Raw genomic sequence first — 16,357 nt, forward strand, 5'->3', positions numbered from 1 at the left:
TTTTTGTAAAATCGCTTATCCCTTCCTGGGTATAAGCAACAGACCAGATAGATGCTACTGGTTTATCCTTCTCATTTTTTAAATAGGTTTCAGAAGCCGTTGCCATATATCTGATGGTTTTTCCACCATTGATGATTTCATGTTTTGTAACAAATGATTTGGCCTCCGGAACAGACAGGCTGTCTTCTTTTTTTTCCTGAGCCTTCAGAAAAAACAATGGCAATAGCAAAAGAATTGGGAATACTTTTTTTAACTGAGTTATAATTTATATATTTTTTAGGGTACAATTTAGATTCAATTAAGTGTGTTTTTTTTAAGATTGCACTATTGTTTAGAAAGCCAAATAATAGCTTTACACCATTTCCTGGAGTTGAAGTTTCCAAGATAGTAAATGAAGGAGACAGTTTTAGTTTTATTTAAACCTTTTTATAAAGCTGTGAATATTCAGGGTAATTTTAATGTATGCTTCAAAGAATTTCTAAAGTGCAGACCACTAATTTTAGTCATTTGCAGTGCCCAACTCAGTATCTATTAAACTGACAATGGTATCTATTTCTCGGATTGCTCTGCTATAAACCGAATCTTTTGCCGAGGTCAGATAAATACTTTCAACAATAAAATTTTGCATTTCCACTTCAAAAAGCTTTTCCGGTTTTACAGCTTTAAAAGCATCAAAATTAATTACGCCTTTTAAAGTAGGAGATAATTCATTAATTATAATCTCCCAATGAACAGTTTCCAGCTTGTTCGCAAATATATAGGTGGTTTCCAATTGCTGAATTAAACTTGTTATCTCATCGTTTTTAAGGAGCTCTAGGTTTCCACTGTTAACGAGGGTTTCATAAATATTTCCGCTACTATTAAAATCGGAATATTGTGACAATCCCATAGCAATTAGGGCTAGTGAATCTGATTTAGTATAATCCTTTGCCCTTATAATTTCGTTAGCGTGTTTATAAGTATCCGAGAAATAGTTATTAAATGCTTTAACGTCGGTAAGTTCTTTCCTGTCATCTTCTATCTGTCGTTTAATATTCCGATAAGACTTTTTTTCCTCTTCCTTTTCTACCCGCCGGTTATTCCAATTATTGATTTGCAGGGCAATCAGGATCCCGATGACTACCAAAATAATCTCGCCAATGGCATAGAACAGATATTTGGTAAACCTGTTTTCGCTAAATAACTGCTTCCTTGTTTTTCTAAAAAAATTAATCATTCAGATATTATTTATAGCTCTAAACCGGCTAGTCAGAGTTTGGATGTGGCATTGGAAAGGGCATCCAGCTTAAATTATTCTAGGCATTTCTGGATGATAAAAGTGCCGTAATAACCAAACCGCATCCAATTCCTGTAATCAAGCATGCCACGAACCATATAGGTGAGGTTTGAAGAAAAAACAGGCCTACGCCTAAGCCAATTAGCGTAGTTCCTCCGATTGCCCATGAGCTCTTATCCTTTTTATCGGCGGCCATTATTTTGCTTTTTGAATTGATCTCAAAAGGTAAAAATTTAACAAAAGATGAACTATGACTTTTGTCATGATATAAGCTGGAGGAGATAGCCGCTAAAAGGCATAAATAAGGGACCAAATAATAGTGCTTAGTAAAAAATACGAATAAGCCGGATCCTTGCTTATTTAAGGTCCTTATCCATACTCTTCTGAAGTGAAATCATTGATTGTTGCCCTATCTTAAATAAGCCTTTTTGAGGACGGTTAATATCTGCAATAAGTGTAGTTAGTGCAGCAAAGGCCATTATCATGGGAATAACCGCAATTAAACCCCTCGGTTTTGTAAAACCTGCTTTAATACCTATTGTAGCCATGGTCATTAACGAGATGGCCAGAAGTGTTATCCAAATGCTAAGAGGAATCCGATTCCGCAATCCTGAGGTGACCCGTTTTTCATGAACATCAATAACTTTATTCATCGATTGAATCATCAGAGATGTATTCGTATTGGGTGTAAACAGGGCAGCTTCCGTTACTTCATTCCACAAAAGACGATGCAACTCAACTGATCTGGTGAGCTCCTTATTAATATCTATGCTGCTTAAAGCCTGCAGGCGTACGTCAACATATTCCCTCAATAATTTTTTTACTTCGATTTTGTTTTTCGTTTCAATAAGGTCTGCCCTTAAGTAGGAGGTGCCAATTTCATTCGCTTCCTCAAGCACATATTCTTTGCGTTGGGTATATTGTGAGGTGGCAATTGAAAATGTAAAAGCCAGTAGGAACCCAAGTACGCCAATAAGCCCACCTACCATGGGTGACAGGGTGCCCGGTTCCACCTCTTCTTTAAATTTTTTATTACGCCTCGTAATCTGATAGCCAATTTCAAAAGCCATCAATTGTAAAACAAAAAGACCAATATAGATGACATAAAGCGGGACCGATTCCAAAGGGGTGTTATTCATATTTTTCTAAGTTGATTATGATGAGCAAAGATTGTGATTTAATTAGATTTTGCTTTAGGAAACCTGATATTTTTTAAACTTAAACTAAAGTTGATCCAAAAATAAAAATAAATGATAAAATTTTAGAAATAGAAGGATAATGCCGCTTTTTTGATCAAAAAATAGCAGATAAAAAATACTTCACCTTAACCAAATAGCTTCTATCTAAAACGAAGATTTATTGATTACTCCTTTAAGAACCGACTTGGCATCCAAACCTAATTTTTTATATATTTTCATTGCACTTAACTCTGGTAAATCCAGTATTTTAAGGCGTTCATTTTTGACGAAAAAAACATCCCCGGACATTGGGTTTGGAGCACCGGGAATATACACAGAACACAATTCGTCATCAATTTTATCCATTAAAAAACCAATCTGCCAGACTTCTTCTATATTTACCAGGACGACATCTTTTAAATCATCAGATTCAATTCCTGCAGCAGATTCGGTCATACCTTTTAACAAAGTATAACCAGGTATATGCGAAAGAATATTAGTTTCAATCCATTTCCTCAACTCTTTTATTTTTTTTGTATGGGCAAATAAACCAGCTATAAAGCAGACCAATAAAAGTATAAGTAACGCGATTATTCTGGTTATGGTAATTCCGCCGATTACTTCAATGGGAATTTTATCCGCGATAGGTGCAACTAATTTTCGAAAAACATCCAGAACCTTCCCTATAATTAAAGCAAGCAATACAAGGGGGATTACAAAAAACAATCCTCCAATCAGAGTTGTTTTAATAAAAGACGTAATATTTTTCATAAGAGCTATTTTTGTATCAGTACGAAATATAAAAATTATAAGTTCAATTTTGTAAATTTTTATCTAAAGATAACTAAGCCACCATTTATCTCTATTATTACTCTTGTATTTATTGAACCAGCTGCATACGGGGTATAATGCTATGATAAGCAATATCCATACAAGATAAACCACCCAGAGACTGAAGCCATATCCCTGTAGTTCGGGTTGCTCGTTTACCCAGAAGTCAATGACCATATCAGAAGCCTTAAAGCCAGTAAGCACAGCTGCTATCAATGCCAGTAAATGTATGATGTAAATATGAATAATGTAAAAGAACATTGGTACCCTGCCAATGGTAATTAATTTATCAAAAAATAAACCCTTCCATTTTTCCGCCAAAGCCAGGAATATTATAGAAGGTCCGAGGGTGATCAATAAATACATCAGGGATGGTGGATACTTAGTCACGTTTAAAAATGACATGACCGTAAAAACAAAAGATTTTTGAATAGACCATGCATAGGGATCTCCATAAATATTTATAAAGCGTAATACAAAAAATGCTAAGGTGATACCAATTCCCAATTGCCATAATCTTTTAACTCTAATAGAGGAATTAACTGTTGGCTTATAAAGTTCCCCAAAGTAATAACCCAGAGGCATTACAAATACCCAGGGGAGAATAGGATAAGCGACATGTTTTCATGGAGACCCAGTAGGTATTATGGTAACCGAAGGCCAGCCTCAAGGAAGTGATAGATTGAATTGTTACATTTCTCAGTTATGCCCTACAAGGATTGAAACATTTCCTGTTTTTTGACCTTTTTCCACATACCTGAATGCATCAGCTACTTTTTCAAGGGGATAAGTTCTGTCTATTACGGACTTAAAATCACCTTCTTCAACCAGTTTTTTTACCAGGAGTACACTTCGCTTTATATTCGGCGGATAAGGGAATTTTACTTTTTTTCCAGCCTGGCCCGGAAGGCTGCCAAAAATAGCAGAAATAAGCGAATAAAAGAGGTTTTGGGACCAGGGCCCCAATTCAGAGGAGATATATACACCGCCCGGTTTTAATAAGGACTTGCATTTACCAAAAGTACTTTTGCCTACAGTATCAAAAACGTAGTCATATTTTCCCGGATCTTTCGTGAAATCTTCTTTGCTATAATCGATAACTTTTGCTGCTCCTAAAGATTTGACCAATTCTATATTTTTGGTGTTGCATACCCCGGTGATCTGGTTCCCAAAATAGTTGAGTAGTTGAACAGTGGCGGAACCAATACTTCCGGAGGCCCCATTGACCATTACTTTTTGGCCTTTTTTGAGTTTAACTTTGTTTATGAAGTTGTATGCATAATGAGCACCTTCTAGGCAAGCACCAGCCTGTTGATAGTTGAAGTCTTCAGGCATTGTTGAAACACCTTTGCTCTCCGGGAAAACCAGATATTCTGCATAAGAGCTTAAAACACTATCGTCAAACCCAAAAACCTTATCTCCTTCTTTAAATGTAGTTACAGCTTTACCCACTTTCACCACATCGCCGGCAAATTCAGTACCCATAATAATCTTTTTAGGTTTAAAAAGACCCATAGTAAACCGCATAATAAATGGTTTTGCCCTTAGGTTAGCACAGTCTGTTCTATTTACAGAGGTTGCTCTGACCCTTACCAGGATTTCATTCTCCTTAGGTTCAGGTTTTTGGACCTCTTTAACTTGTAAAACATCCGGGGATCCGTATTGCGTGTAAACAATGGCTTTCATTTATTGAATCTATTGTTGTCCGGCAGGCAGCATATTCCGGATTGCACTAATTTTCCACTCACCTTCAATAGCTATAACTATAAAAGTACTCCACATCTTTCTGGTAACTCCTTCTGGGTTTTGAATTTCATATCGCGCATCTACAATTGCATTCTGAGGATTTAAAAGCCGAATATTTTCAATAATCAGGGTTCTTGTACCAGGATTGTTTACTGAACTTTGTAGCATGCCTTTCATGGACTCTTCTTTACCTTTTCTCCATTTACCTGAAGATACTAATTGATCTATATCTTCTGTCAAAATATAACTTAGTAGCACTGTGTCCTTATTTTCTCTGGCTTTGGAGTAGTCCTCAATTAAGGAGTGAATGTCTTTTGTTTGTTTTTTACTCGGAGCAATTTTCTGTGCACTTAGGTTAGTGATTACAAAATTTGACAAAAGGAGGAGGATCAAAATATTTTTCATTGTTTGCTCTTTTTTTGGATATTTCAAAGCTGTTAATCTGATTGGAAATTAAGAATTCAACTCCGTTACTTCCTCATATTTTATTTTTTGAATTCGACGGGAATCTCCGTAATATTTTTCAAATAAAAATCTTTATAGAAGACTTCAGCCCCTTCCGATTGAATCATAATTCTACCGGATTTTAGTGGCTCTTTATTACTCATTTTTCTGGAATTAAAAAGACGCATAACTACCTTTCCATTAACAATATGGATACTGGAGTCGCCCATTGTAATGAGCTCTATCTCATTCCATTTCCCATATTTTTTTTCGGCATCAAGTGCCTTAAATACACGCCGCTTTGCCAAGCTATCATGTACTGCTTTCTTTAAAATGGTCGCCAGATAATACGTTCGTAAGTCTGCATTCTCTTTGTAAATAAAATAATTTTCTTTAAATCGTACACTAGGGATATCTATTTCTGTATCACCTACTGGCCAATAATCACCCATATCTCCCTGTTGTATTTGAAGTTCCTGCGAATTCATCCAGGGATATGCCAATTCTGAGCCGGGTTCCCCATTCCCATGATAAAGTAATCCACTATCGCGTGGACCATTCTCCCTTGGGATGTGCATGTCCTCACCCCATTTTACCTTAAGTTTTAAGTGATAATTTTGAAATATTTTTTCGGTATAAATCATACCCCATGCTACTCCTGATATCCTGATGGCCTTCCCTTGATCTGTGTCCACAACTTTTATAACTTGTAAAGGATCATGATCAACTCCAAATGGTATTATTTTATTTCCTGTATCATCTTCTTTAGATTGGTAAGGCGTTCCTAAAAAAGTATGCCATCCGGTAAGATCTTTTCCGTTCCAGAGTGCAATCCAGTTGCTGTCCTGTTTACCTATATTAAGATACGTCCATGAGACTAAGAGAATGAGCAGAACGACAGGGATAAAAATTTTCATCTTAAGGAAATTATTTGAGAAGATAAAGTTTCGGTAACAAAAACTCTACAGATTACGCTAAAATTTTTTTCAACTCATCAAAACCTATTAGATTAAGACTTGATTTTCTGTTTTTATCAAAAACTTTATATTCATAAAATGGATTGGTATTCTTTATGCTGTCGCCTATAGGATGTTTTTTAGACAAAATACCCACACCCCAGTCCGTATCAATACAACAGGAATTTAAATTAGGATTAAATCGTGATTTTAAAAAAGCTTTCCAGGTAGTGCCATTCCAATAGCCTTGTGCCGGAGAATTCTTGTAATCATAGTCCTCCCTTGCGTGCCATTCCGTTGGGGGGTTACAGTCATGTAACACTATAAAACCATCGTCTTTTATATAGTCTAATGCATTTTTAATATCTAAATCAACTTGCTCTGCCAGATGCAGACCATCAATAAAAATGACATCAAACTTAATATCCTTAGATAGGATTTCATTATTATTTAATTTATCAAAGAAACTATCACTGGTCATCTTAAAATCTATTGAACTTGCCTTGTATTCCAGACCAGGGTCTACACTATACTTTGTGTCCGCATTTATGTGGTTATAATTGTCCCCCGGATTTCGTACGCCTATTTCCAAATAACAAGTTTCACTTTTAAAGAGTGATAATAAAAAATTGATCACCTTGGTTCTTTGGGGTGTTTTGGTGAGTTCTAACTTAGTTTTTTCAAGGGTGTTTTTGTGAAATGGATCATTTACAACTCGTCGTCCGTGTTTATTGTAGGTTTTGAGTTTTTTAAAAATGTTCATAGAGGCGTTTTTTTATGATGTTCTTCTATTTAAAACCATTAGTTAATACTTTGTTGAATGGCTACAAACTTGCTTTGCAAATCAGCAAACCTGTCCAATGCGTCTTGTCCAATCTCCTGATCGGCCTCATTCATCATATTGTATAAATATTTGATTTGACTCGTCAACATTGGTTGCTCATAAATTCCTTCCTTTGTTCTTAATTCTTCAAGTACTATTTTTATTTTTGATAATTTCGTTTTATCCGCTTCGGTTACTTTCTCTTTATTCTCCAAATTTTCCTGTTCTATTTCCAAATTATTGACCAGCAATAATGCCTTATTTAATAAGTCGCGTACCTTTATTTGAAAATCTACCTGATCACTTATTGTTTTTTCAGCGACTCCGGAAGCCTTAACCTTAGGGTCAATAGCTATTTGAATGGATTTCGATAACACCTGTTCATCAATTGTGAGCTTTGCCATATATATTCCGGGCTTTACAAGAATACCATTTTTATAGCGGTCTTCGACTTTCTTATTCCATGGGCCAGTTGTCGTCATATCCCATCTAAACCGATTGAAACCTTTCTTTGCCGATAGTTTATCAGTTACCTGATAATTAAGAAATTCTGTACTCATATTCCGTTTTACAGTATCTTTTGAAATCCCTGTAGTATCGCTAATGTAAGTATTTATAACCTCCATTCTTTCGTTTAAAATTTCCAATTTTAATAGAGACCTCATATCTTCTTGTAAGAAGTAATCAATGGTTAACCCGGGTTTAGGATACTTTGGGGACTCACTTGTTCGGCCCCCGGAAGGGGTTCTATATCGAATTGCAGAATTGGATTTGAATAATATATTATTCTTGATATTCACTAAATTATCCTGTCTTAGTAGGTTTATATCATCTAAGATCCAAAATCCACGACCCATAGTTGACAAAACCAAATCTCCTCTATGAATTTTTAGATCGGAAATTGGTGTAATGGGCAGATTTTGTTGGAATGCCATCCATGTTGCTCCGTCATTAAATGAAACAAAAACCCCATATTCTGTACCGGCAAACAAAAGACCTTCTTTTTCTGGGTCTTCGCGAACTACCCTAACAGAGTATTCTTTGGGTATACCGTTAGTACCCGGTGTAAGCAATTGCCATGATTCACCATAATTCTCGGTTTTATAGATATAAGGCTTCCGATCGCCTAACTGATATCTAAGCACACAAACATAGGCCTTAGCAGGATTATGTGGCGAAGGCTCAACGGCATCCACCCTGCCTCCTGGGGGCAAGTTTTTTGGAGTTACGTTTTTCCATGTTTTACCTCCATTACGTGTAACATGAACAGGACCGTCATTGGCACCTACCCAAATTAGTCCTTCCTCTATAGACGATTCCTGGATGGCATATATAGTGCTGTAGAATTCTTCACCTGTGATGTCTCGCGTAATTGGACTTCCCGAAATCACTTGTTTATCTGCTTCAAAAGCCGTGAGGTCCGGGGAAATGGTTTTCCAGGTTTTACCTTCATCGGTAGTTTTATGAACATATTGCGATGTATGATAAATAACTTTTGGATTATGAGGGGAAACCAGAATAGGGGATACCCGCTGAAATCTGAATTGAAGGTCTTTTGGATTATGCCCGTACATATTTGAGGCTCCTACGTAAAATGATTTTTCCGTTCCGGTTTTTTTGTTAAAAACCGTAAATCGGCCTTTACAATTGGAGTAAACAATATCAGGATTTGTTGGATGAGGTACCGCCGGTCCGGTTTCACAACCACCTGTATTTATAATATAACCAATTCCGGCTGCCTGGATTCCATATGGCGCCATACTGGGTACTGCAATGGTGGAATAGTTATCCTGCTGCCCACCGTAAAGCCAGTAAGGGTATTGGTTGTCTACCTCTACCTGGTAAATTTCTGAAGTAGGCTGGTTGAATTGTGTAGACCAGCTTTTACCTCCATTATGTGTTATGTTTGCCCCACCGTCATTGCTTTGAATAAATAGTTCTGAATTTTCAGGATTGATCCACATATCGTGATTATCCCCGTGCGGAACGGAAAGTGATGACCAGGTTTTTCCCCTGTCTACGGATTTCATGTAATCTGTGGCCATGCTATAGATAACATCCGGGTTTTGTGGATCTACTTTCAGGTTCGTGTAATAAAAAGGTCTTGTGCGTATTTTTTTCTCGTCAGATACTTGTTGAAAGGTTTCACCATGATTATCAGAAATATACAGCCCACCTTCTTCTTCAGGTGCTTCAACTAATGCATAAAGCAATTTAGAATCTGCCGGACAAACTTCAAGGTCTATTTTACCGATTAGTTTTGCAGGAAGACCACTTTCAATTTTGGTCCAGTTTTTTCCTGCGTCGATAGATTTATAAATGCCCCCTTCTTCCGGAGTTCCCCCACTTATTATGGTCCAGGGTTTTCTTTCGGCCTTCCATGCAGCTGTATAAAGGATATTCGGATTGGTTGGCATCATTTCTATATCGGAAATACCTGTCTTGTTGGAAATAAATAAAATTTTATCCCAGGTTTTGCCCCCATCAGTAGTTTTGTAGAGACCCCTTTCAGGATTTGAATTAAAGGAACGTCCCAGAGCGGCAACATATACTATATTATGATCAACAGGATGTATGCGAATAGCCCCTATCTGCCCAACGCTAGACAATCCCGTTTCTACCCAGGTCTTACCACCATCAATCGATTTATACATGCCTTTACCCTCAATCAGGTTACTTCGTAAGCCGTCTGACCCTGTTCCCACATAGACGATATTTGGGTCGTTTTGGGCAACCGCAATAGCCCCAATCGATGGGGTCTTAAAAAAACCGTCAGAAACATTATACCAGGAGGTGCCGTAATCTTCCGTTTTCCATACACCACCTCCTGTGGCTCCTAAAAAGAAAGTGGAGGGTTGGGAAGTAATCCCGGCAACTGCTGTCACTCGCCCGCCTCTGTATGGCCCGACATTGCGGTATTCTAAGGATGAAAAGTCCTGAGAATGAAGTTTGAAGAATATTGTGGTTAGGAGAGAAAAGCCAACGGCTATAGATAAGGATTTGATATTTATCATATGGTATTATGGTATTTTAAGCAAGACAGGATTATCTTACTAAAGGCCCGTAAGATAAATTCCTTTGGTCAATTTACCAATTACTTTTGATGATTATAAGCAGATGACTTTGTTGTCTTGTTCTTTAGGTCTCCATATTTTTCACCAACTTATTGCCTGTAAAATAATTTAGTTACAACTATTGGGCTTATTATTTTTTATCAGTATTCTCTTTATTTGATTTCTTATCCATTAGAGCTCCAATTGCTGCTCCAACGGCTACACCAATTCCCACACCGGTTGCTATTTCTTTCATAGCTACTCCAATTGCTGCACCTATTCCGGCGCCAAGGGCAATGCCAACTCCTATTTTGTTTTTTTGTTTCATTTTGAGAAAGTAAATAATTTCGGATTAAACCTTTTTAGAATTCTGATTACTGCCTTGGATTTAAGCCCAAAAGTGTGTTATAGGATTGATAAGATACTAATTTCCTTGATTATGCGAGATTAATTAGGCAACAAAAATGAAGAGGTTTACGCTATTTTATGGTTTAGTTCTTGTCTATACTTCTTCAATGCCAATAGTGAGAAATAACGTTTGTAGTTCCTGTAAGAAACCATGGTTGTTTTATAAAACAACCCACTCATAGGTTGCACCGGCCAGTCTCCATCTTCACGTTGTTGGCCAATAAGCCAGTCTATTGCTTTAATTAACCGGGGATCTTCAGCATAACCCCCATTTAATAATGCGAGTATGCACCAGGCCGTTTGGTCCACCACACTGGCATCTGCCTGGATATAGTGCCTTGCAAGGGCAGATTCCTGTGCTTCCCCCCAACCACCGTCTTCTTTTTGTTTAGACCATAGGTAGGTACATGCACGCTGTATTGCCTGATGGTCTTTACTCATCCCATACATAGTCAGTCCTTCCACAACAAAACAAATTCCATAGGTAAAACAAAGGCCCCAAAGGGCTTCCCAACTGCCATCTTTATATTGAGACTTCAACAGGTATTTAACGGCACGCTCCATAGCATTTTCCATTTCAGAGGTAAACAAATGTGGCCTGCTATGTTTTATTTGAACGAAACACTGAATAATACTGGCGGTACACTCCACATACGAATGGTCGACCATAATATCCACAAATACATTTGCTGCATTAAACCACTCTAGTTTAGGGCTTCCTATTGCTTTGTCCACACTTGTCCATCCTCCATCTTTTCCCTGGAGTAGCATTATAAAACTGATGGCTTTTTTTATCCGTTCATCTGACAATGGTTCATCACCTAAGCCTTCTGTTTCCAGCAGTGCTTTAACAGCCTCAGCGGTACAGTCCGATACTACCCATCCATTATCCAGGTAACTAAACGTCCAACCCCCTTCTCTTGGAAGTCGATGGTATTTAAAAGGGTTTTTAAGTTCCGTCATCACCTGATTATCCAGTAGGAATTTTCGTGTTTTCAGGGCTAAAGGTTTTAACAATGGATCAGTACATTGCTTACCCATGGCCTGTAGATAGAATCCATTATCCCAGGTATACGTATTAGTAAAACCCTGCATCAATATTTCATCTTCATTTTCCCATAAGTATAATGGTAGTTTTTCCCAGGACTTTTCCAGTTTCACTTTCTCGCCTTTGAAATGATATATCAGGGTATTGTATACCGCATTTACAGGGGCCTGCCTAATAAAAGAAGAATTTTCATCCTCATATTCTATGTGTTCATACACGAGTGCCAGTGCCTTCTTTTTAATGAATTTAGGGATGAGAGGATCTATTCTTTTAATCCACCACATAGAAATTTTAAAAATTCTTGTTTCCGGAAATATATTATCAGTTTCGGCAAAAGTCCCTCTGTGTTTGGCAAAATTAATTTGCTCATAGGGTTGGAGGTATAATTCTTTTCGCAACTGCAGTATTAGTTCATCTGGTTCTATCGCCAGCCGTTCGCGATAGAAGTAGCACATGGGTAAATAAATGATCCTCACATAACCGGAAATTTTACGGGGATGAAAGGGAAACCAGCTGGGTAGCATGTAGAGCTCGGGGGGTACAGGAGCAACCCCTTTATAAGAATACAAATTTAGAAATGATAAGATAAATTTACACCAGCTCGCTGCATACAAAGGTCCTCCATTGTCGTGAATCCAGGTTAAAGCCTTCCGGAGTGGTGGTTCTGAAGGGAGATGACCTAAAAAGCGCAAGGCAACATAGTTAATTACACTGGTAAAAATGGTGCCTACTTTTGATTCCTGATGTATTCCAAAACTACCATCCGGTATTTGATGTCTAAGAATGTATCTTCCCATCTTTGTTTTGGTTTCCTTGCTTATGGGCCGGCCGCATATTCTAAGGGCAAAAATGTATAGGGGCAAGAGAAAAAAGGGCCCGTCATATGGTACAGGCCAGGTACCTTCTTCTGTTTGATTTGCAGCCATCCAACCGTAAATTTTTTGAATAGCTTGTTCAATTTTATCAATAGGAATGACCATTATCAGATAACATATTTCAAATTACAACTCTTAAATTATTGGCTACAGTATAAGGATTATGATCTATTGTACTGGTATTACAAATGATCAGGTAAATATAATCGAATTAAATTTTTAATAGGAGAAATTAGAAATACAGATTTTGGCTTTAGGCTAATAAAATGAATTCAAACTTTTAAGTTTTGCTGTTAAAGCAATATCTTTGAAATGTAATCTTCTTACTACGCTTTCTTTTTAAGTGAAATAAGATAAAAATAAATTAGGGTTATCCATAAAAGACAAATGTCAGACAACGGAATAAATTATAAAGTAGATGCCCTTATTGTCGGTGCCGGAATTGCTGGTGCCACTCTTGCGGCCAATTTAGCCATAATGGGCAAAAATATTGTGGTTGTTGAAAAAGACCTGAGCGAGAGAGATGTTATTATAGGTGAATTATTGCAGCCGGGAGGGGTCCAGAAGCTTCAGGAAATGGGTTTTACCTCATTTATTGAAAATATTGATGCACAACCAGTTTATGGATATGATATTATTTATGAAGAACGGGATTATCTTATTCCTTATCCAAATAAAAACGGTGAACCATGTGGTTACGGTTTCAGAAATGGGGCGTTTTTACAGAATATCAGGAAGTATATTTTGGCTCAACCTAATATTCGGGTCATCGAAGGTACGGTTACCCAATTAATTGAAGAAGAAAACACCATAACGGGAGTTACTTATAAATGCAGAAAGACGGGAATTGAAGAGAATATTTATGCACATCTGACTATTGTTACAGATGGCCCTTTGTCTAATTTTCGCGAGAAATTATCCAAACCGGAAAAGAAAGTTAACGGATATTTCCTGGGGCTTTTATTAAAAAATTGTGAGCTACCTTTTGCTAACCATGGACATCTTGTTATGGGCGACCATCCCCCAATGGTTATTTATCCGGTTACCTCTAATGCCTGGAGGGTATTAATAGATTTTAAAGGAGAGAAACCTCCCAGGTTGGGTCGGGATTTTAAGAAATTCCTTTTGGAAGAATTTGAACAGGCAATACCCCAATCTGCAAGGTCTGCATTTGTAGCTTCAGTAGAAGAAGGGAAGTTCAAGACTTTTCCCAATCACAGACTTCCGGCAAACCCAATTAAAAAGGGGGGTGCTGTTCTTTTAGGAGATGCATTAAATATGAGGCATCCCTTAACAGGCGGGGGAATGACCGCTGCTTTTAATGATGTGTTGAGGTTGAGTGATAATCTGGGTAAGGTTGCAGATTTTGGTAACAGCAGGCAAATAGGAAGCGCTGTTAAAAAGTTTTATGAAACCAGACATTTAGGTACTCAAACTACAAATATATTGGCGGATGGTCTTTATGGGGTTGTTTATAATCCTGATTTAAGAAAAGCATTTTTTGAATACGTTAGCAGGGGAGATAAATATGCCGAAGAAACCTGCTCTATTCTTGCAGGACTCAACAAAGACAAGAAGTTATTGTTGAATCATTTTATAGCGATGGCCCGATATGGAACCCAATTAAAAGTAAGTTCTGAAAAGTCGGGAGTGGTTGTTACCGAATCCCTTACTATGGTAAAGGATGCAGTTGGAATTATTACTCCTTTACTCCTTTCCGAAAAACCGGATGCGGGAAATAAATTAATGCTGGAAGCCTTAAACCGGATTATATAGAATAAGACAATTATTTCTCAGGACTTCGTCTCCGGAAGATTAACCCCTTTTAATAAAATTGCAATACCCATCATTGCAAGCCATATGACTTTCACATGAAAAACGGGTTTGTAGATTTCAAAATTATCAGGAATACCCATAATGATGGCCATTGCGGCCAGACCCAATAGTGCGGTAAACCATCCTAACAATGGGTTGACAATTTTCCATTTTATAAATCCGAAACCTAATAGTACCAGGCCAACTCCGGAAAAGATGCGCCCAAATCGCACAAAACAGGTAACATATTGGTTTGTGTAAAGTATATTATCCATGAATTCCTGAATTTCAGCAGCCGACTTACCCATGGTCTGTCCTACTCCCCAGGCTCCGAAATTATAATAAAACGCAGATGCTATAGCCAATGTCATAGTGCCTATGACTACCATTCCTGCACCTGGCAACAGCACGACCCTATAAGGTTTTTTTGCAGTAATTGATATTAAAGCAAAAATAGCTATCGCCATAGTTACCCAACCAAAAATATGAAACCGAAACATCCATATCCAATACCACAAATCTTCATTAATCGCAGCAAAGTCTGATGCAACAATATACTCGCCTATATGATGTGGTCGAAGTGCCCAACCACCCCATAATAAAATGGCTGCAAAAATAAATGCCCAAGCTGTAAATTTAGTTTCGAAATCTTTTTTCATGGTATAAAAATTTAAAATTCAATTCGTTACTATATAAAATTATAAAGTAGCTATTTTTTTATTCTGGTATTTATCAAATTTCTTATTGCCAACAGGAGTTTAATTTCGCAAAAATAAATATCCCCATATTTTACTATAAAGCCTAAATTATTGCTTAAAATTAAATTACCATTGCAAATAATGTACCTATCTCATTGCATAGTCTTTAACTTCCGCTAATTTATGTAGAGATACTTGCATATCACTATCAATAAATACGGCATGGTTGGTAGGGATCTCTTTCCATAAATTCCTGTCATCTGTCAACATTTCCGACGAAATTAAAGCGGCACTTCTTTTAACGATATCCTCTTCTATTTCAAGATCTCCAGTTTCATCATTAAAACTGCAAGCGATCTTTTCTGCAAAATGAAGGGAACGATTGTCCGATGCGGCATCAGTGCTATAGCGTGTAGCGATCATTCGATTGCCGTTAGACAGCACTATATTATAATTGGATGTGCTATTTATTCCCTTGCTTTGTTTTAAATTTTCTATATCGCTAAAGGTCTTGTTGAAGCAGGCAACTAATTCTTCTGGAGTTGCGGGTTTTTCAATACCCATTTTCCTGAAATTCGTCATGAATAAAGCCAAAATATATTGGGTGTCGCTCTGTCCTTGAATCCATAAAAACGCTTCTTCATCTAAAAGAGATACTAAGTCGAGTTTTATTTTCTCGAAATCTTGTATACCTCCATTGTGCATCATTAAATGTTCGTTGTATTTAAAAGGATGACAATTTTCCTGTGAAACACCACCAGTCGTGGCCGCTCTAATATGCGCCAAAAAACAAGTAGTTTTAATGATGGAGGCATTGTTCAATAAATTTTGATCATTCCACGCTGGTAACACCGATTTATATAATCCAGGTTCTTCCTGAATATCTTTATAATACCAACCCAAGCCAAAACCATCTCCATTTACTGTCATAAGAGATTCTTCAGCGTCAAAACTTTGATGAACCAATGAATTTTCCGGCTTAACTAGTATATTTTCAACGATTATCGGACTTCCTAAATAGGCTACAAATCTGCACATAATAATTAGGTTTTAAAAGCACAATAAAGTTACGAAATTTGCACTATATTTTAGACCTTTTCCGCCCTAAAGTTTAAACTAAAAAGGGCCTTTTCAGGTCTTTAAATTTTTGGATTAAAGAGTTTTAATATTTGAAGTTCAGCCACCATAATCTGAAATCTATTCCAA

Annotated in this window: 15 protein-coding genes and 1 pseudogene; 1 reads left to right on the plus strand and 15 read right to left on the minus strand. The window is 37.1% G+C overall.

All coding sequences use genetic code 11. The features are described 5' to 3' along the window. The 13 genes and pseudogenes from WBM60_RS11220 to WBM60_RS11280 form a co-directional block, all read right to left on the minus strand. Nucleotides 1-223, minus strand: a pseudogene (locus WBM60_RS11220) (peptidase S10); the annotation flags it as partial. 276 nt (nt 224-499) lie between these two features. Then, nucleotides 500-1,216 (minus strand): DUF6090 family protein, encoded by a 717-nt coding sequence (locus WBM60_RS11225; RefSeq protein WP_424264020.1) that lies wholly within the window; start codon nt 1,214-1,216, stop codon nt 500-502. 79 nt (nt 1,217-1,295) lie between these two features. Further along, complete coding sequence (locus WBM60_RS11230) at nt 1,296-1,472, minus strand: hypothetical protein (RefSeq protein WP_424264022.1); 177 nt, start codon at nt 1,470-1,472, stop codon at nt 1,296-1,298. Nucleotides 1,473-1,632: 160 nt separating this feature from the next. Beyond that, a complete protein-coding gene (locus tag WBM60_RS11235; RefSeq protein ID WP_424283087.1) occupies nt 1,633-2,415 on the minus strand; it encodes a hypothetical protein in 783 nt (260 codons plus the stop codon). Nucleotides 2,416-2,619: 204 nt separating this feature from the next. After that, nucleotides 2,620-3,225, minus strand: a complete 606-nt coding sequence (locus WBM60_RS11240; protein ID WP_424264026.1) for a DUF502 domain-containing protein — start codon at nt 3,223-3,225, stop codon at nt 2,620-2,622. Between the two features lie 63 nt (nt 3,226-3,288). Then, nucleotides 3,289-3,792, minus strand: a complete 504-nt coding sequence (locus tag WBM60_RS11245; protein WP_424264028.1) for a hypothetical protein — start codon at nt 3,790-3,792, stop codon at nt 3,289-3,291. 192 nt (nt 3,793-3,984) lie between these two features. Further along, nucleotides 3,985-4,971, minus strand: coding sequence for an NAD(P)-dependent alcohol dehydrogenase (locus WBM60_RS11250; protein ID WP_424264030.1), 987 nt, complete (start codon nt 4,969-4,971; stop codon nt 3,985-3,987). Nucleotides 4,972-4,980: 9 nt separating this feature from the next. Further along, nucleotides 4,981-5,436: a DUF4440 domain-containing protein gene (locus WBM60_RS11255; protein WP_424264032.1), complete on the minus strand. Its 456-nt coding sequence runs from the start codon at nt 5,434-5,436 to the stop codon at nt 4,981-4,983. A gap of 80 nt (nt 5,437-5,516) precedes the next feature. Continuing rightward, nucleotides 5,517-6,392 carry a 3-keto-disaccharide hydrolase gene (locus WBM60_RS11260; RefSeq protein WP_424264034.1) on the minus strand — a complete coding sequence of 292 codons (876 nt, stop codon included), beginning with the start codon at nt 6,390-6,392 and terminating at the stop codon, nt 5,517-5,519. Nucleotides 6,393-6,444: 52 nt separating this feature from the next. After that, nucleotides 6,445-7,194 carry a class I SAM-dependent methyltransferase gene (locus WBM60_RS11265; protein ID WP_424264036.1) on the minus strand — a complete coding sequence of 250 codons (750 nt, stop codon included), beginning with the start codon at nt 7,192-7,194 and terminating at the stop codon, nt 6,445-6,447. 38 nt (nt 7,195-7,232) lie between these two features. Then, entirely contained in the window at nt 7,233-10,268 is a 3,036-nt protein-coding gene (locus WBM60_RS11270) for a WD40/YVTN/BNR-like repeat-containing protein (RefSeq protein WP_424277948.1), read from the minus strand. Nucleotides 10,269-10,458: 190 nt separating this feature from the next. After that, on the minus strand, nt 10,459-10,635 hold the full coding sequence (locus WBM60_RS11275) for a hypothetical protein (RefSeq protein WP_424264008.1): 177 nt from the start codon (nt 10,633-10,635) through the stop codon (nt 10,459-10,461). A gap of 146 nt (nt 10,636-10,781) precedes the next feature. Next, nucleotides 10,782-12,743 carry a prenyltransferase/squalene oxidase repeat-containing protein gene (locus WBM60_RS11280; protein WP_424276440.1) on the minus strand — a complete coding sequence of 654 codons (1,962 nt, stop codon included), beginning with the start codon at nt 12,741-12,743 and terminating at the stop codon, nt 10,782-10,784. Between the two features lie 282 nt (nt 12,744-13,025). Between WBM60_RS11280 and WBM60_RS11285 the strand changes: the two genes are divergently transcribed. Then, on the plus strand, nt 13,026-14,414 hold the full coding sequence (locus WBM60_RS11285; protein ID WP_424264004.1) for an FAD-dependent monooxygenase: 1,389 nt from the start codon (nt 13,026-13,028) through the stop codon (nt 14,412-14,414). Between the two features lie 17 nt (nt 14,415-14,431). Here the strand turns inward: WBM60_RS11285 and WBM60_RS11290 are convergent, their stop codons facing one another. Both WBM60_RS11290 and WBM60_RS11295 read right to left on the minus strand, forming a co-directional pair. Then, a complete protein-coding gene (locus WBM60_RS11290) occupies nt 14,432-15,112 on the minus strand; it encodes a hypothetical protein (RefSeq protein ID WP_424264002.1) in 681 nt (226 codons plus the stop codon). A 186-nt stretch (nt 15,113-15,298) separates the two neighbouring features. After that, nucleotides 15,299-16,189: a class II glutamine amidotransferase gene (locus WBM60_RS11295; protein WP_424264000.1), complete on the minus strand. Its 891-nt coding sequence runs from the start codon at nt 16,187-16,189 to the stop codon at nt 15,299-15,301. Nucleotides 16,190-16,357: the final 168 nt, after the last annotated feature.

Origin of the sequence: Eudoraea sp., from assembly GCF_049669105.1 — a bacterium.
Taxonomy (GTDB): domain Bacteria; phylum Bacteroidota; class Bacteroidia; order Flavobacteriales; family Flavobacteriaceae; genus Eudoraea.